The sequence below is a fragment of the Providencia sp. PROV119 genome (assembly GCF_028482435.1).
GTDB classification, from domain to species: domain Bacteria; phylum Pseudomonadota; class Gammaproteobacteria; order Enterobacterales; family Enterobacteriaceae; genus Providencia; species Providencia stuartii.
On the sequence record NZ_JAMPQL010000002.1, the window covers coordinates 325083 to 343193 of the forward strand.

The 18111-nt window shown below is 41.3% G+C and carries 17 protein-coding genes; 10 read left to right on the forward strand and 7 right to left on the reverse strand.

Features of this window, described 5'->3' with window-relative positions; genetic code table 11:
• Nucleotides 1-53: 53 nt before the first annotated feature.
• The gene (gene pspA / locus PSF11_RS03825; RefSeq protein ID WP_004919242.1) at nucleotides 54-725 is read right to left on the reverse strand and encodes a phage shock protein PspA; all 672 of its coding nucleotides are present in this window, start codon (nucleotides 723-725) and stop codon (nucleotides 54-56) included.
• 284 nt (nucleotides 726-1009) lie between these two features.
• Between pspA and pspF the strand changes: the two genes are divergently transcribed.
• The 8 genes from pspF to fabI all read left to right on the forward strand — a co-directional run bounded on the left by pspF (nucleotide 1010) and on the right by fabI (nucleotide 9804).
• Nucleotides 1010-2023 (forward strand): phage shock protein operon transcriptional activator, encoded by a 1014-nt coding sequence (gene pspF / locus PSF11_RS03830; RefSeq protein WP_072502222.1) that lies wholly within the window; start codon nucleotides 1010-1012, stop codon nucleotides 2021-2023.
• A 550-nt stretch (nucleotides 2024-2573) separates the two neighbouring features.
• A complete protein-coding gene (locus tag PSF11_RS03835) occupies nucleotides 2574-3182 on the forward strand; it encodes a hypothetical protein (protein ID WP_004919238.1) in 609 nt (202 codons plus the stop codon).
• Between the two features lie 366 nt (nucleotides 3183-3548).
• Nucleotides 3549-5222 carry an ABC transporter substrate-binding protein SapA gene (sapA, locus tag PSF11_RS03840; RefSeq protein ID WP_072502221.1) on the forward strand — a complete coding sequence of 558 codons (1674 nt, stop codon included), beginning with the start codon at nucleotides 3549-3551 and terminating at the stop codon, nucleotides 5220-5222.
• A gap of 2 nt (nucleotides 5223-5224) precedes the next feature.
• A complete protein-coding gene (gene sapB, locus PSF11_RS03845) occupies nucleotides 5225-6190 on the forward strand; it encodes a putrescine export ABC transporter permease SapB (protein ID WP_272682738.1) in 966 nt (321 codons plus the stop codon).
• Nucleotides 6177-7067: a putrescine export ABC transporter permease SapC gene (sapC, locus tag PSF11_RS03850; protein ID WP_004919231.1), complete on the forward strand. Its 891-nt coding sequence runs from the start codon at nucleotides 6177-6179 to the stop codon at nucleotides 7065-7067. The genes sapB and sapC overlap by 14 nt, the downstream gene beginning before the upstream one ends.
• A complete protein-coding gene (sapD, locus tag PSF11_RS03855) occupies nucleotides 7067-8062 on the forward strand; it encodes a putrescine export ABC transporter ATP-binding protein SapD (protein ID WP_004919228.1) in 996 nt (331 codons plus the stop codon). The genes sapC and sapD overlap by 1 nt, the downstream gene beginning before the upstream one ends.
• Nucleotides 8062-8865, forward strand: coding sequence for a putrescine export ABC transporter ATP-binding protein SapF (sapF, locus tag PSF11_RS03860; protein ID WP_004919225.1), 804 nt, complete (start codon nucleotides 8062-8064; stop codon nucleotides 8863-8865). The genes sapD and sapF overlap by 1 nt, the downstream gene beginning before the upstream one ends.
• Before the next feature lie 150 nt (nucleotides 8866-9015).
• A complete protein-coding gene (gene fabI / locus PSF11_RS03865; RefSeq protein WP_004919224.1) occupies nucleotides 9016-9804 on the forward strand; it encodes an enoyl-ACP reductase FabI in 789 nt (262 codons plus the stop codon).
• 64 nt (nucleotides 9805-9868) lie between these two features.
• On the opposite strand, the gene PSF11_RS03870 is transcribed toward fabI, so the two are convergent.
• Nucleotides 9869-10735 carry a DUF817 domain-containing protein gene (locus PSF11_RS03870; protein ID WP_040133071.1) on the reverse strand — a complete coding sequence of 289 codons (867 nt, stop codon included), beginning with the start codon at nucleotides 10733-10735 and terminating at the stop codon, nucleotides 9869-9871.
• Nucleotides 10736-10984: 249 nt separating this feature from the next.
• Between PSF11_RS03870 and gstA the strand changes: the two genes are divergently transcribed.
• Nucleotides 10985-11590, forward strand: coding sequence for a glutathione transferase GstA (gene gstA, locus PSF11_RS03875; protein ID WP_014658232.1), 606 nt, complete (start codon nucleotides 10985-10987; stop codon nucleotides 11588-11590).
• 54 nt (nucleotides 11591-11644) lie between these two features.
• Here gstA and pdxY read toward each other — a convergent pair whose 3' ends face one another.
• The 4 genes from pdxY to anmK all read right to left on the reverse strand — a co-directional run bounded on the left by pdxY (nucleotide 11645) and on the right by anmK (nucleotide 15978).
• Nucleotides 11645-12508 (reverse strand): pyridoxal kinase PdxY, encoded by an 864-nt coding sequence (pdxY, locus tag PSF11_RS03880; RefSeq protein ID WP_036940029.1) that lies wholly within the window; start codon nucleotides 12506-12508, stop codon nucleotides 11645-11647.
• A 238-nt stretch (nucleotides 12509-12746) separates the two neighbouring features.
• The gene (tyrS, locus tag PSF11_RS03885; protein ID WP_004919214.1) at nucleotides 12747-14021 is read right to left on the reverse strand and encodes a tyrosine--tRNA ligase; all 1275 of its coding nucleotides are present in this window, start codon (nucleotides 14019-14021) and stop codon (nucleotides 12747-12749) included.
• Nucleotides 14022-14181: 160 nt separating this feature from the next.
• Nucleotides 14182-14835 carry a pyridoxamine 5'-phosphate oxidase gene (gene pdxH, locus PSF11_RS03890; RefSeq protein WP_004919212.1) on the reverse strand — a complete coding sequence of 218 codons (654 nt, stop codon included), beginning with the start codon at nucleotides 14833-14835 and terminating at the stop codon, nucleotides 14182-14184.
• Between the two features lie 24 nt (nucleotides 14836-14859).
• Nucleotides 14860-15978, reverse strand: a complete 1119-nt coding sequence (anmK, locus tag PSF11_RS03895) for an anhydro-N-acetylmuramic acid kinase (RefSeq protein ID WP_041705626.1) — start codon at nucleotides 15976-15978, stop codon at nucleotides 14860-14862.
• 542 nt (nucleotides 15979-16520) lie between these two features.
• Between anmK and PSF11_RS03900 the strand changes: the two genes are divergently transcribed.
• The gene (locus PSF11_RS03900; RefSeq protein ID WP_014658229.1) at nucleotides 16521-16988 is read left to right on the forward strand and encodes a glycine zipper 2TM domain-containing protein; all 468 of its coding nucleotides are present in this window, start codon (nucleotides 16521-16523) and stop codon (nucleotides 16986-16988) included.
• A gap of 495 nt (nucleotides 16989-17483) precedes the next feature.
• Here PSF11_RS03900 and slyA read toward each other — a convergent pair whose 3' ends face one another.
• A complete protein-coding gene (slyA, locus tag PSF11_RS03905) occupies nucleotides 17484-17918 on the reverse strand; it encodes a transcriptional regulator SlyA (RefSeq protein WP_036940025.1) in 435 nt (144 codons plus the stop codon).
• Nucleotides 17919-18111: the final 193 nt, after the last annotated feature.

Consider the following 18111-nt stretch of genomic DNA (forward strand, 5'->3'; position numbering starts at 1 on the left):
ATCCGCTTCCCTAGCGCAGCCATTCGCTACGCTAAGGTTTAGGGATTACAAAATTACTGTTCTTTATTAGTGTTGATTTTAGCCTTTAATGCCGCTAATTGTTCACTAATTTCATCATCTGCTTTCAATTCAGCAAATTGTTGTTCCAATGATTTTTGTTTACCAATACCGTAGCTCTGAGCTTCACCTTCCATATGGTCAATACGGCGTTCGAACTGCTCAAAACGTGCCATTGCTTCGTCTAACTTACCACTATCGAGTTGACGACGAACATTACGGCTAGATTGTGCCGCTTCTAAACGCACCATCATGGATTGCTGTTTAGCGCGCGTTTCTTGCAATTTATTTTCAAGCTCAGTGATTTCACCTTTCAAGCGCGTTAGCGTCTCTTCAACAATAATAAGCTCATGTTTTAAGGTATCAACCATTGAGTTGACTTTTTGCTTTTCAATCAATGCGGCACGCGCAAGATCTTCTTTATCTTTCACAAGAGCCAATTCCGCTTTTTCTTGCCAATCAGCGACTTGCTTTTCGCCCATTTCGATACGACGCTCTAAACCTTTTTTCTCCGCTAAAGTACGAGCCGATGTCGAACGGATTTCAACTAGCATGTCTTCCATTTCCTGAATCATCAGGCGGATCATTTTTTGCGGATCCTCTGCTTTGTCCAGCAAAGATGCGATATTTGCATTAATGATATCGGCAAAACGTGAAAAAATACCCATTATTTATTTCCTCTTGATGGATTTTATCATTCAGTAGAGCCTCAACCCGATTTTGGCTTCCAACCAATACGTGATGCTCCGTTTAACTGTTTTCATCCGCCACATAACGTTGTGACAAGGACATTCCTTCTATTACGATTAATTTAGTGCAATCAGCGTGCCAACTTTCATAAAAATACATAACAATTTGAATTATAACCAATAAATTATTTTTGTATTCATTAGCGTCAATCTAGACTATATTTTAAATAGGCCAACAAAACCAACTATTGGTAAAAATAACCATGAAAAACACTAATGATACAATTATTGGTAACTCATCTAACTTTTTAGATGTACTTGAACGGACGTCTGAACTGGCTCAACTAAATAAACCCATATTAGTCATTGGTGAGCGCGGTACAGGTAAAGAGCTAATTGCCGATCGCCTACACTACCTTTCTCCTCGTTGGCAAGAACCCTTTATCTCCCTAAATTGCAGTGGACTCAATGAGAATTTGCTAGATTCTGAATTATTTGGCCACGAAGCAGGCTCATTTACGGGCGCTCAAAAACGCCATCAAGGTCGTTTCGAACGGGCAGATAAAGGCACGCTGTTCCTCGATGAACTTGCTACTGCGCCTATGTCCGTACAAGAAAAGCTTCTTCGTGTTATTGAATATGGCGAACTTGAACGTGTTGGTGGCAGTCAATCTCTGAAAGTCAACGTGCGTTTAGTGTGTGCGACAAATGCAAATTTAACTGAATTGGCAAAAGAGGGCCGCTTTCGGGCAGATCTACTCGATAGGTTAGCCTTTGAAGTGATCCGTATTCCACCTTTACGTGAGCGTGTGTCCGATATCATGCTCTTAGCCGAACATTTTGCCATCGCAATGTGTGGTGAACTCAAACGCCCATATTTCAGCGGCTTTAGTCCAAAAGCACAGCAAGCGTTAGAGCAATATCCGTGGCCGGGTAATATTCGTGAATTAAAAAATGTGGTTGAGCGTTCCGTTTATCGGCATAAAGATAATGATGCGCCTGTTGAAACAATTATTTTTGACCCTTTTGGTGAGAAACTCGCCACCCTCTCAAACCCTGAAAAGATACCAGAGCAAAAAATATCATTACCCTCTTTGCCATGTGATTTACGCCTTTGGCAGCAGCAAAGTGAAAAACAATTACTTGAGCAAGCTTTACAACAGAGCCAATTTAATCAGCGTAAAGCCGCTCAGCGGTTATCTCTAAGTTATGATCAGTTACGTGGGTTAATTAAAAAACATCAAATTAATCTTGATAATTTATCAACTAATAATTAAATCGATATGATACTAAAATAAATTAAAAGCTCTGTTATTTATCTCTTATGGTGTTAAATATCCGTTTCAGTCAACGTCAAAACGAAGCTGACTGAACATGGCATGATTGTCTTTAACAGCACTTAAATGCTATTTCTCGGCAATAGTAGCTACATTTGCAATTAATGAGTGATTAATCCATAAACTATCTTTTCTCCCTATTAATAGTATTATTCGTAGGGGGAGTAAGAACGTATATTTTTATTTGTAGTGTACAACATAATTGAGTAGATAAATAATGACCGAACTAAAATAGCCGATGTGATTTTTTAAATATTGTTAATCTTCATATATCACTCTACTATTACATTAAAGGATAAATGGCTAACATCTCGATTAGTAAATATACGTACATCTAATAAGTGTGAAATAAACTGCAAGTAAAGCTATCAAGTTAACTGAGTTTAATTTAATTAACATTACGAAAGCTAATCACTTAATTTTTATTTTATACGTTACTTGTCATTGACCGTTTTGTCACTGTTTATGGCTATATTTTTGAGGGTATAAAATGGCTATCATAAAAAAAATGATTTTATTCTCTTTATTGATAAGTTGCACTTACTCTGCACATGCAATCGGTATTATAAAAGCACTTTCTGCATGCGATAGTCGTTTTTTTGAAGAGATAAAACATAACCAAGAATTCGCAATGATCCCCCAAAATATCACTATCGCTGAATTATTTAGTCAATCAGGCATTAATATTCCTTTGCAATACACCACTAAAGATGGTTTAGAACTTACCCACTTTATCGCCATTGCTATTGATCTTGAGCGTTATAAAGAAATTTCTAATAACCGGATTGGGGGAAGGTTTTATTACTGGGGGTTTGAAACATCCATGCCAGAACAAGATGTCATTCAACATTTATCTCAGCACATCCCCCTGATTGAAGGGGCTGGCTATTTTGTCGCCAATTCAAAAATGCGAAATGCGATTTCTGAACCTTGGCAAAAAAACCTCACGCCAGTTAGCGGCCTGATCCCTGTTGGTGATTCCGCTGAAAAACTGTTTTTTATCGAAGCCAACAAGGAAAATAACACGGTTAAAATTATGTGTACTTTACAAGGCAATGTTGAAGAAAAGGATTTACAAGCCGTTGGGTTAATACACTAGCCGACCCTTATCCGTTTTGATATGTATAATCTATCTATTTTGAGATAAAAAAAAGCCAGCACCCATGCTGGCTATAAAAAAACACTGGAAGCAATGTGAGCAATGTCATGCCTGACCACAAGCTTTTTGCTTAGGAGGCAAAGCGAATGATAATAGTTATCAGTACCATTTGTAAAGCGGTTTAATGAGATTTTTTCTCATTTAATTATAATTAGATGAATTTTAATAATATTATTTTCCTTTTTCAGACTGTTTTCTATTCATGACGGCCCTGCTTGTCCTAAAAATAAACACTATTTTTGCTTATATCCTGTCAGCCCCTTTTTACGCTACAATAGGATATTTAAGGTTAACGATATCAGTGCTATGCGCTTAATAATTCTTTGGCTTCTATTTACTTTTTCACTGGTCGCTCAGGCTAACGATGTGTCATATCAGGATACTGCGGCGAATGATGTTCCCAAAAACATCCGTCAAAACGGTTTTATCTATTGTGTTAATGGCATTGTTACCACTTTCAATCCCCAGTTAGTCAGTAGTGGCCTAATTGTCGACCCCTTGGCAGCGCAAATTTATGATCGCCTGCTAGATGTTGACCCTTTTACCTATCGGTTAATTCCGGAAGTGGCGTCACGCTGGGAGGTACTGGATAATGGCGCAACTTATCGATTAACACTGCGTAAAGATGTCAAATTTCAACAAACACCGTGGTTTACTCCAACACGTAATATGAATGCCGATGATGTTGTTTTTAGCTTCGCTCGCATGTTTGAAGTTAATCATCCTTATCACTACATTAATGGCGGTCACTACCCCTATTTTGATAGTTTGCAATTTGCCAATAGCGTACAAAGTATTCGTAAATTAAATGATTATACGGTTGAATTCCGTCTGAATGCCCCTGATGCTTCTTTTCTATGGCACTTAGCGACCCACTATGCGCCTATTTTATCGGCTGAATATGCCGATCACCTCGCTCAAATTAATCGCCAAGAGATGATTGATTGGCGCCCTGTCGGCACCGGACCATTTCGCCTTGATGACTATCAAGCAGGCCAATTTGTCCGTCTGTTTCGTAATGATAACTACTGGAAGGGTGAACCTCGCATGAAAGAGGTGGTTATTGATATGGGCGCTGGCGGTACGGGGAGAATCTCAAAATTGCTTACTGGCGAATGCGATGTGTTGGCTTACCCTGCCGCCAGCCAATTGTCAGTGTTACGTGATGACCCACGTCTACGCCTATCAATGCGTTCAGGCATGAATATCGCATATTTGGCTTTCAATACCAGCAAGCCCCCTTTGGACCAACTCAAAGTGCGCCAAGCCATCGCTTATGCCATTAATAATGATCGCTTGATGCAATCTATCTACTACGGCACAGCAGAAACTGCCGCTTCGATTTTGCCTCGAGCTTCTTGGGCCTATGATAATCAAGCCAAAGTGACTGATTATAACCCCGAGTTAGCCAAAAAAATGTTACAAGAGCTAGGACTTGAAAACTTGCAACTTGACCTTTGGGTGCCTGTTTCATCACAATCGTATAACCCTAGCCCATTAAAAATGGCTGAGCTTATCCAAGCTGATTTGGCGCAAGTAGGCATTATCATGAATATTCGCTCTGTCGAAGGCCGTTTTCAAGAGAACCAATTAATGGATCGCTCCCATGATATGACTTTAGCGGGTTGGGCGACCGACAGTAACGACCCAGACAGTTTCTTCCGTCCTTTGCTGAGTTGTGCCGCGATAGCTTCTCAAACCAACCTAAGTCATTGGTGCAGCCCTGCTTTTGACGAAATACTGCATAAAGCACTGTTAACGGAGCAACTTGCCGCCCGTATTAATTACTATCATCAAGCCCAACAGCTACTGAGCGATGATTTGCCTGTTTTACCTCTCGCTTACTCTTTACGTTTGCAAGCCTATCGCTTTGATATGAAGGGCCTCGTGATCAGTGCATTTGGTAATACTTCATTTGCAGGCGTGTACAGAGATATGAATGAAAATAGCCAAAAAACAGGTCATAAACAGGAACAGTAACCATGATCATCTATTCGCTGCGTCGTTTACTTTTGCTGTTAGTCACCGTTTTTTTTCTCTCTTTGGTGAGCTTTAGCCTCAGCTATTTCACGTCTAATGCGCCTTTAAGCGGCGCATCGCTTATTGATGCTTATCTATTTTATTTCGATGGTCTACTCCACTTTGATTTTGGCGTTTCCAGTATTAATGGCGAACCCATTACAGAGCAATTAAAAGACACGTTCCCTGCAACAATGGAATTGTGTATTTTAGCCTTTATGTTTGCCCTGATCGTCGGTATTCCTTTAGGGATGATTGCCGCCTTTTGGCGAAATAAACCCGCAGATATTGCAATCAGCACCTTTGCATTACTTGGCTTTTCTGTACCCGTCTTTGTGTTAGCGTTAGTCTTGACACTGTTTTTCTCACTACGATTAGGCTGGCTGCCAGTGTCTGGGCGTATTGATCTTCTCTATAATCTAAAATCTGTTACAGGTTTTGCATTAATTGATGCTTGGCTTTCCGACTCACCTTATCGCCAACAAATGATCATAAACGTACTCGAACATATGATTTTACCTGTATTAACACTGGCTCTGGCTCCGACTACCGAGGTCATTCGTTTAGTTCGAAATAGTACTGAAGAGATAGCCAGTGAAAATTACATTAAAGCGGCTGCAACGCGTGGGTTATCACGACTTACCATTATCCGTCGTCATATTTTCCACAATGCGATCCCGCCAATTATCCCTAAATTAGGCCTACAATTCTCTACCATGTTAACACTGACCATGGTGACCGAATTGGTATTTAACTGGCCAGGACTGGGGCGTTGGTTAGTCACTGCCATCCGCCAACAAGACTACTCTGCTATTTCTGCTGGCGTCATGTTGATTGGGGCCTTAGTGATTACCGTTAACGTACTGTCTGATATTTTAGGGGCAATGATGGATCCGTTAAAACATAAGGATTGGTATGTCCTCAGATAATTTTTATCGTGAACAGAAGATGCCTTCCCCTACGCGGGTTGTCTGGAATATTTTTTCATCTGATATTCTCTCGATGATCGGTTTCTATGGCGTGCTATTTTTATTGGCGCTCTCTTTTATTGGCCCTTATATCGCGCCCTATACCATCGATCAGCAATTCTTAGGTTACCAATTATTACCGCCTTCTTGGTCTCACTATGGTAATGTCGCCTTTTTCCTAGGTACTGACGACCTCGGCAGGGATATCCTAAGCCGCCTCATTTTGGGCACAAAATCGACGTTCGGCGCGGCATTATTAATCACTTTTATTGCCACTCTAATAGGCCTGATATTAGGCTGTCTAGCAGGGATGACACGGGGCTTAAAGTCAGCGGTTTTCAACCATATACTTGATACATTGTTATCCATCCCGTCTTTGTTACTTGCCATTATCGTGGTTGCATTCATGGGCGCGAGTTTACAAAATGCTATGCTCGCAATCTGCTTAGCCCTGATCCCTCGCATGGTAAGAACAATTTATGTTGCTGTTCACGATGAGCTAGATAAAGAGTATATTGTTGCTGCTAGGCTTGACGGCGCATCAAATATTTTTATTTTGTGGTATACCGTATTACCTAACATTACCCCAATCTTAGTAACAGAGCTGACGAGAGCACTTTCTATCGCTATTTTGGATATTGCCGCGCTGGGCTTTCTTGATCTGGGTGCACAGTTGCCCTCTTCTGAGTGGGGAGCCATGTTAGGGGATAGTTTAGAGCTTATCTATGTTGCCCCTTGGTCAGTCATTTTGCCCGGTGCAGCGATTATGATAAGTGTCTTATTCGTCAATTTACTCGGTGATGGCTTACACCGAGCAATCAATGCGGGGGTTGAATAATGCCATTGTTAGACATCCGCAATTTGACCATTGAATTTATGACAGCCAACGGCCCAGTCAAAGCCGTTGACCGTATTTCGATGACCCTTACTGAGGGGGAAGTCCGTGGCTTAGTGGGTGAGTCTGGCTCAGGCAAAAGTCTCATTGCCAAAGCCATTTGTGGCGTCACCAAAGATAATATCCGCGTTACCGCCGACCGCTTTCGTTTCCAAGATATTGACTTACTTAAACTTAGCCCTCGTAAGCGTCGTCGGTTGATCGGTCATAATATTTCGATGATTTTCCAAGAGCCGCAATCTTGTCTCGACCCCGCCGAAAATATTGGCAAGCAATTGATACAGGCTATCCCAGGCTGGACTTATAAAGGTCGTTGGTGGCAACGTTTTAATTGGCGTAAGCGCCGAGCCATCGAATTATTACACCGCGTGGGGATCAAAGATCATAAAGACATTATGCGTAGCTACCCTTATGAACTTACTGATGGTGAATGTCAAAAAGTCATGATAGCCATTGCAATTGCGAATCAGCCACGTTTATTGATAGCCGATGAGCCAACCAATGCGATGGAGTCCACTACCCAAGCACAAATTTTCCGACTGCTCGATAAGCTTAATCAAAACAATAATATGACTATCTTGTTGATCAGCCATGATATGGAAATGATGTCAAAACTCGTGGATAGAATTAACGTGCTTTATTGTGGTCAAACTGTTGAAAGCGCAACACCAGAGGATATTTTGCAACGTCCTCGCCACCCCTATACACAAGCACTGATTCGTTCAATACCTGATTTTGAAAGCCCGATTCCCCATAAAGGCCGATTAAATACCCTTCCGGGCGCCATCCCATCGCTGGAACATCTTCCAATTGGCTGTCGCCTTGGCCCCCGCTGCCCTTATGCACAACGGACATGTATCGTGGCTCCACCTCTACGTAATATCAAAAACCATCTGTTTGCCTGTCATTATCCGCTAAATACGGAGGAACCATCCTGATGGAAACGTTACTTGAGGTTCGCAATCTCACCAAAACTTTTCGTTTTCGCGAGGGGCTATTCCGCCGTTATGAATTAGAAGCGGTGAAACCATTGAGCTTTAACTTACAGGCAGGCCAGACATTAGCCATTATTGGTGCCAACGGTTCTGGGAAATCAACCCTTGCTCGTATGTTATCCGGCGTCACGGAGCCGACCGCAGGCGAGATTATGATCCGCGGTCACCGCCTCAGTTATGGTGACTACAGTTACCGTAGCCAGCGTATCCGTATGATATTCCAAGATCCCAGCACCTCGCTAAACCCTCGCCAACGTATTGGTCAAACCCTTGAGTTACCACTAAAGCTGAACACGGAACTGACCGGTATTGAGCGAGAGCGCCGTATTATTCAAACGCTTCGCCAAGTGGGTCTATTGGCCGATCATGCAGAATATTACCCTCATATGCTTGCGTCAGGCCAAAAGCAGCGTGTCGCATTGGCAAGAGCGCTAATTTTACAGCCTGAAATTATTATTGCGGATGAAGCATTGGCCTCCTTAGATATGTCAATGCGTTCACAAATTATCAATCTGATGTTGGAGTTGCAGGCAAAGCAGGATATTGCTTACATTTATGTCACGCAGCATTTAGGAATGATGAAGCATATTAGCGACAAAATGTTAGTCATGGATAAAGGGGTTGTCGTCGAGCGCGGAAATACTGCTGAAGTGCTAGCGTCACCACTTCATGATGTCACCCGTCGATTGATTGAGAGCCATTTCGGCGAACCTTTATCCATTGAAGCATGGCGACAGGATATTTGACTGCTCCGAGGAGAACAGCAAAATACCCTTCTTTATGCAATACATGGTAAGATATCGACGATTCGTCAATAAAAAATGCGAAAACTACCCAAGACACGGTGTCTTCTGTTATATTCGCGTTTTCAATAGAAAATAAACAAGGATAATGCTATGGGTTTTTTAACCGGCAAACGCATTCTAATCACTGGCGTTGCCAGTAAATTATCAATTGCATACGGTATTGCTAAAGCAATGCATGAACAAGGCGCTGAACTGGCGTTCACTTATCAAAACGAAAAATTAAAACCTCGTGTCGAAGAGTTTGCTGCATCTTTAAACTCTAACATCGTTCTTGAGTGTGATGTTGCTGTTGATGCAAGTATTGACGCTATGTTTGCTGAATTAGGAAAATCCTGGCCTAAATTTGATGGCTTTGTCCACTCAATCGGCTTTGCACCAGCAGATCAGCTTGACGGCGATTATGTTGACGCGGTAACACGTGATGGTTTCCGTATCGCTCACGATATCAGTGCATACAGTTTTGTTGCGATGGCAAAAGCATGCCGTAACATGCTAAACCCAGATGCTTCTTTACTGACGCTTACCTATTTAGGTGCTGAGCGCGCTATTCCTAACTATAACGTAATGGGTCTTGCTAAAGCCTCTTTAGAAGCTAACGTTCGTTATATGGCAAATGCAATGGGTCCTCAAGGTATCCGTGTCAACGCGGTTTCAGCAGGCCCAATCCGTACACTCGCGGCATCAGGTATCAAAGACTTCCGCAAAATGCTGGCACACTGCGAAGCTGTAACGCCAATTCGTCGTACAGTCACCATCGAAGACGTGGGTAATACAGCGGCATTCCTAAGCTCAAATCTTGCAGCAGGTATTACTGGTGAAGTCGTACATGTTGATGGTGGTTTCAGCATTGCCGCAATGAATGAACTGGAACTTAAATAAGTTTTAGTTGATTGATGACAAACGCCATCTCCGGATGGCGTTTTGCTTTTAAAAACAACCGCATTTAACGAGCGATTGTGACATTCGCCTTAATATGTTTAAGATGAACGACAATCGTAAAAGTCACAATGACTAATAAAGACCAAGCTCCCCACTTCCCTGCATGCACAACCGACCACGCACCAATTTGGTTCGGGTATTGCCAAACCCCAAAAAAGGTTCCGAAATTTTCCGCTAACCAAATAAAAAAGCCGATCAGCATAAACGCAAGTAATAATGGCATTCGCCGCTCTTTATCTAAGGGAGTATAAAAAACGGTACTACGTGCATATAGGCCAAAAATAAAAGCCGTTAAATACCAACGGTAATCATCAATATAATGATGGCTAAAAAAATTAATGTATATCGCTAAAGCCACCAATGTTGCCATCCAATAAGGTGGGTAATGCTCAATACGCACTTTAAAAAAACGCCACGACTGAATAATATAACTACCAACAGCCGCATACATAAATCCTGTAAATAGAGGAACTCCCCACAGTTTACTATAGGCTTCATCGGGGTATTGCCACGAGGCTATTGTCGCTGAAGTTTTAAACAACTCCATGATAAACCCCACTAAATGGAAAACACAAATCGCTTTTAGCTCATCCCAAGTCTCTAACTTTGACCAAACAAGAAAAGCCTGAAATAGTACTGCAAACACCAGTAAAATATCATAGCGAGGTAAACCAAATAGACCTTTAACAGGAACAAGAAACAATGCTAAAAAAAAGAAGCCCGCAAATAAGCATGAGCGTGCATTGATTAAGCCAAAAAACCAAAATTCTAAAATAAAACGCTTAAATCCAGTACTCTGATTAGGCGTATGCGCCATTAATACGTTATCAAGTTTATTTAATATTTTTAATTTGTTACACATACTTTCCATGTTACAAGCCTAACGTTATAAAGTGGCGACTCTGTGATAGCTGATTTTGAACGCGGATCCTAACAAGTTCCACACAATAAAAGATAAGGCATTAGTCTTAATTATTTACTAAAGTTACATCTAATCATCTGCCTATTCTAAAACGAATAAATACTGACATCTTAAAGCAAATGCTTTCTCATGCGTCATGATATACTATGGATGATATTAGTCTGCTGATTGCCAATATAACTATTTAGGAGTTTTATTATGAAATTGTATTATGCTCCCGGTGCTTGTTCCCTTTCCCCTCACATTATCTTGCGCGAAACAGGGCTGGATTTCAGCATTGTGCGTGTCAATTTAAAAGAGAAGAAAACCGAAAATGGCGAAGATTTCTTAGCTATCAACCCGAAAGGGCAAGTTCCTACCTTAATCTTAGATGATGGCGAACAGCTAACTGAAGGAGCCGTGATCGTCCAGTATCTCGCTGATCAAAAACAAGATAGAAATCTAATCGCGCCAGCAGGTACGATGAAACGCTACCATCAATTGGAGGCTCTGAATTTTATTTCTACTGAGCTACATAAGAATTTTGCGCCTTTATTCACGCCGGGCACTCCTGATGAGTATAAAGAGATGGCTAAAGCGACACTCATCAAAAAATTCCAATATGTTGATGATGTACTGGCTAAAAAAGCCTTCTTTGCCGATGACAGCTTTACTGTTGCTGATGCTTATTTATTTACCGTGAGTAACTGGGCAAAAATCGTCGGTGTTGATATTACTCATCTGAAACATTTAACAGAGTATCGAGACAAAGTCGCTAAGCGCCCTAAAGTCCAAGAAGCATTAGCTGCTGAAGGTTTGATCTGATTTTACTGTAGCGCTCCATAATGGAGCGCTACCTGTTCTATTTGTTTGCACACTTTAATCAAGTGCGGTTGCACAGAATTTATGTTCTGGTGTAACCATCTTATCCTGCGCCGCAACTAATTGAAGCTCATACTCACCCATTACTTTGGTTTGTAACATCACCTCATAAACAGCGGCAGCTACATGCTCTAAAGCTTTAGGCAAACTTTCACCTTTTAATAAATTCACCAGCATCAAACCACTCGTCAAATCCCCCACTCCTACCGGCTGCTTTTCACCAAAATCAACCAAAGGTCGGCTCACATGCCAGCTATGCTCTGCGGTGACTAAAATCATTTCAAAACGATCGGCTCTGTAGCCCGCTCGACTTAGATGTTTGACTAGAACAATTTTAGGCCCTTTGCGACATAATTGACGTGCTGCTTCCACAGCTTGCTCTACCGTTGCAATGGTTTTTCCTGACAGTGTTTCTAACTCAAGTAGGTTAGGTGCGATGATGTCACTAGCTTGTAAGGCTTGTTGACATAAAAACTCAGCAACTCCTGGAGCAACGATACATCCTTTCTCTGGATGCCCCATTACCGGGTCACAAAAATAGAGCGCCTGTGGATTTGCTGCTTTGACTTGTTTGACAATCGCAAGAATATCATTGCCTTGCTCAGCAGAGCCGATATAACCGCTTAAGACGGCATCACAAATGTCTAATTTATGAATTTTAGCTAACCCGCTAACAATCTCTGTTAAATGTTGAGCGGGAAAAACTGTGCCCGTCCATTGCGGGTACTGCGTATGATTGGAAAATTGTACGGTGTTGAGTGGCCATACATCGACGCCCATACGGCACATAGGAAAGACAGCCGCACTGTTTCCTGCATGACCGAAAACAACATGGGATTGAATTGAGAGAACACTTTTCATGGAAGACCCAAGGAATTGTTAAATCGAATGAAGCGAAATCAGTGATTCACCATTGCGTATATAGATTCAAAATAATTCCAAATAGATGTGACCAACCAATGAGGCAATACTAACGTTCATAGAAACAGGTATGTTCACAGTAACTCAATATATTTAGTCAATCATGCCATCTGAAAAATATGATGAATACAAATAGCCCGAGAACTTCTCAGGCTAGTAGGACAAAGGTTCGTCAGCGTTATTTCCAGTTAATTAAGCAGTCGTTTTTCTTACCACGACGGATCAGTGTGAAACGCCCAAACAGGCGATCAGAATCACTGAACACATACATTGGATCGGTCTGTTTTTGACCGTTAACTGCCACCGCATTTGAACTAATTGCTGTTCTTGCCTGACCGCGTGAAGGTGTTAACTCTGAATCAACAAGCGCTTGCTGTAAGTCAGCACCATTTTCAAGCGTAATGCATGGCATACCATCTTGAGCCAATTGTTCAAAATCCGCTTCGGTCAAATCAGACACTGCACCAGAGAAAAGGCTTTCAGTAATACGACGCGCCGCGGCTAAACCTTCTTCACCATGTACCAGTCGAGTTACATTTTCAGCTAAAACATATTGTGCACGTGGCGCTTTACCGCTGTTTTTATCTTCTTCTTCAAGTGCATCAATTTCGCTTAACTCCATGAAGGTAAAGAATTTTAAGAAGCGATAGACGTCAGCATCAGCCGTATTGATCCAGAATTGGTAGAATTTATATGGACTGGTTTTCTTAGGATCAAGCCAGACTGCACCACCTTCAGTTTTACCGAATTTAGTACCATCTGATTTGGTGATTAACGGTACAGTCATACCGAATACTTGGTTTTGATTTAAACGGCGAGTCAAATCAATACCCGAAGTAATGTTACCCCACTGGTCAGAACCACCAATTTGTAACTCAACACCATGCTCTTTATTGAGGTTTGCGAAGTCATAACCTTGCAGCAGGTTATAAGCAAACTCAGTGAAAGAGATCCCCACATCATCACGATTTAGGCGTTGTTTTACCGCTTCTTTGTTGATCATTTGGTTAACAGAAAAGTGTTTACCAATATCACGTAAGAAAGTCAGCACATCCATTTTACCAAACCAATCGTAGTTGTTGGCTAATTTAGCGCTGTTATCGCCACAATCAAAACTTAGGAAAGGCGATACTTGATTACGGATTTTTTCTACCCATTCTTGGACGGTCTCTGCGGTATTTAATTTACGCTCAGAGGCTTTAAAACTCGGATCGCCAATCAGACCCGTCGCGCCACCGACCAACGCCACAGGCTTGTGCCCGGCTAGTTGGAATCGTTTTAAACACAGCAAGGGAACCAGATGTCCCAAGTGCAAGCTGTCGGCGGTAGGGTCGAAGCCGCAATAGAGAGAGATAGGGCCTTGCGCCAGTCTCTCTGCTAACGCATCCTCATCCGTTACCTGGGCAACGAGGCCCCGCTCTTGCAATTGTTTAATCAGGTTATTGCTAGACATCAATGACTCCATCAGTTGAATTTTGTCTATCTATTTTTAGTAAAATGACCTCGAGCTGGGGAGTGATTACCCAATCTCGTAGGTGTCGCTTGTCAGTTTTCGTAAACGAACCTATAGCATAAAGCGCCTAGCTGTGAAGTGCCAGCTAAAAAACATTTAATTACGGCGCTAATCTATCAATTTTCCAGCCATCCCCGTCTCGCTGATAAATAAAACGGTCATGTAACCGGTTGGCTCCCCCTTGCCAGAACTCAACACTATTGAATACCACACGGAAACCACCCCAAAAACTCGGTAGTGGCACTTCGCCATTTTGGAACTTTTGTTTTAGTTCTAAAAATTTACCTTCCAAAATGCTACGCGCTGAAATTCTGGATGATTGCTGAGATGCCCAAGCCGCAATCTGGCTATCTTTTGGACGACTATGGAAATACTTGACGACCTCAATAGGGTTTAAACGCTCTGCCACCCCTAAAAAACTCACTTGGCGCTCAAGTGGATACCATGGGAAATGTAAGCTGACTTTATTGTTTTTTCCTAAATGCTGCGCTTTTCGGCTCCCCATGTTGGTATAAAAGACCAACCCTTTTTCATCGAAGTGCTTTAACAAAACAATACGTTGATACGGCTGACCTGTTTCATCAACAGTCGCAACACACATTGCAGTAGGGTCACTTAAATTCGCTTCACAGGCCTGTTTTAACCACTTCTCAAACAGATCTAGTGGGTCAGCCGTTAAGTCAGATCGCCTTAAACCACCTTTCGTGTATTCACGGCGTAATGCTGCTAACTCTAAATTTTGTGCGTCATTCATCGTTTACTTATTTCCTTAACGCAATTATTTTTCATCGATATTCGCGGGATAAATCGCACCTAACACCGTTTCACGTTCAGCGCCTGTCACGGATGCAAGATTCCCCGGCAAATTAGCCATAGTTCGAGCAGCCAGCCATGCGAAAGCTAATGCTTCCATATCATCACCGCTTAAACCATATTTATCACTTGGCCCCACCTCTGTCCCCGGAAGCAAAGCCGCTAGGCGCTGCATCAAAAAGCTATTTTTTGCACCACCCCCACAAACAATTAAACGTTCACAGCCGCCACACAGTAAAATCTGCTCGGCAATTGACGCGGCGGTTAATTCACATAAAGTCGCTTGCACATCTTGAGGCAAAATATCAGGGAAGTCAGATAAGTGCTTATCTAACCATTGCATATTAAAATATTCACGCCCTGTGCTTTTTGGTGCCGACCGCCGGAAGTACGGATCACGTAACATCGCCTTGAGCAAAGGTTGATGTACCGTACCTGTACTCGCCCAATGACCATTTTCATCGTATGCACACTGTTTATGACGCCATATCCATGTGTCCATCAACATATTACCAGGCCCGGTATCGTAACCTTTGACATAAGCCCCCGGCAGTAAAGCGGTAATGTTCGATATGCCACCAATATTTAATATAATTCTTTTTTCTATTGCATGGCCTAATACTGCCAAGTGGAATGCAGGTACTAATGGAGCCCCCTGTCCACCATAGGCCATATCGCGACGCCTAAAATCCCCCACCGTCGTAATGCCTGTTAATGCAGCAACTCTATTGTTATCGCCCAGTTGTGTGGTAAAAGGTTGCGGGCCATCGGGTTCATGCCAGACGGTTTGCCCATGGCAACCAATTGCAATGATATCTTTTGCGGGAATGCCGGCTTTCGCCAATAATTGATTCACAGCATCGGCATAAAGTGACCCTAATTCACGGTCAATTTTTCCTATTTCAGATAATGTGGTTTCTTGGCCTTGGCAAATATTAAGAATTCTTTTTTTTAGCTCCACAGGAAACGCAACACTAATGCTTAATTGCTCAGCAACAAATTTATCGCTAATCGCTGCAAGAACAACATCAACCCCATCTAAGCTGGTTCCTGACATAATCCCTATATAACGACCTGACTTTATCATTATTGTTCCTTTAGGTTGCATAACGCTTTGTGAATTTAAGCTTCAAAAGATTGTGCTTTGATGGGGGAGTTTGTCAACCACACATTGTAATTTCTCGGGCTGACTCGCAGAAAAAAAGTCAGTACACGGATCCTGACGATTTTACGTTTAAAATATCGACAATAAGGTTATTTGGGCGCTCGAATATCTACCTAGCCAATTATAAGTTATAGTATAATTAACAAGCTAAGGTATTTATCAATGCAAACAAGGGTCGTCATTGGGTAATTAGAACAATTTTTGTGCAATTAACACACAATGATATTTGTATCGTCAATTTATTTAATGGAAACATTTAACAAAGTGTGCCTTACTTTATGAAATATTTCCTACTTTGAGATATTTTACCTAGTGTTTACACTTTGTTTAAAACAAAATCAGTAGTCTGATACCCGTTTTAGCCCTACATCATAATGGTCATCTTCATATTGTGATTATGGTTAAAACAACAATCCAATGCTATGTTAGTGCCACAGACAGCAAGTCTCATAGGAGTAATTATGCTTAAGAAAGTTTTCGTCGGTGTTGTAGCAGTCACTGTATTATCTGGCTGTGTCAATACCAGTACACTTTCTGGTGATACTATTTCAGCTAAAGACGCGAAACAAGTACAGACTGTGACTTACGGCACTGTGCTTAATGCTCGCCCTGTTACTATCCAAGCAGGTGATGATGGAAACGTTATCGGTGCAATTGGTGGTGCGGTACTAGGCGGCCTATTGGGTAACACCATTGGTGGCGGCTCTGGTAAAACGCTTGCAACCGCTGCGGGGGCTATTGCGGGTGGTTTAGCAGGCCAAGAAGCCCAAGGTGCGCTGAATAGAAGCCAAGGTGTACAGTTAGAGATCCGTCTTGATAGCGGCAAAAACATTGTCGTCGTTCAAAAACAAGATCCAAGTGTTTTCCGTTCTGGCCAACGTGTCATGATTGCAAATAGTGGCGGCACGGTCACTGTTTCTCCACGTTAATCTTAGTATATGTTCACCGGCAAAATTCTGACCGGTGAACATATCTTCTTAATTTTAAGGTTACCTAAACCATTGTTGTGTAGTCATCATACATCTACAGTTTCACTTCCTTATTGGACTTTGGATTTGACATCTTATGCAGTACCAACAGACCGTTGAACATCTGTAAATAACTGACAAATATTAATGTTTGCTTAAATTCCAATGATTATTTTTACGCTGTTTGATTTGTTCCTCAAAACACAATTAATCTAAAAAGTATCACTTGCTACTCAAGTTAACAGCAGTAAACTTTAAACACCCTTCTATCTTATAAATCAGTTAAAATAAAAATGATTTATCATCAAACAATAAATAAAGCCAATAATTTAGCTTCATACTAATTTATTAGGCGAAAAAATCAGAAGAAAAGTTCTATCAATAAAATAGATAATTAATCTTGTCATAATGATTTAAAGTTTAATAATGTACTTAGCTCATTAATAATTTCACTAATTATAAATCTCCTTGTAATCGTAAAATATTTTTCTCTAATTTCAGTAACAATAATGATAACTGACCCAGTTCATCCTGTGTAATATTTCCTAAAATCTCTTTGCGTGTATTATCAATTACCTCATCAACTGTTTTGATAAATGGCTCAGACTCTGGTGTCAGTTTTATTCTTTTTGCACGACGGTCATTCGCACAAGTGTGACGAGAAATCAGTTTTTTTTCCTCTAACTGATCTAATGTTCTCACTAATGAAGGTTGCTCAATACCAATCGCTTTTGCAAGTTGAATTTGCGACTGCTCCGGCGGTAGCTGGCTAATATTATGTAACGTAATCCAATGCGTTTGCGTTAGCTTAAGTGGTTTCAAACGATGATCAATCAGTGATCTCCACATGCGTACAACACGTGATAAATCAGCTCCTATTTGTGACTCCAATGTTCCCTCCTTATATAACACTATTCTGCCCAACAAATATACAACCCATAAATTATTCTTTAAATTATATATTCACTCCTTCTTGCTATGACAACTAATTATTAGAAAAAACCATGATAAATACCTATTTATAGTCATAGTCAATCATTTGATTTGTGATTTTAATCACCCATTAAATCCACTCATTTTATAT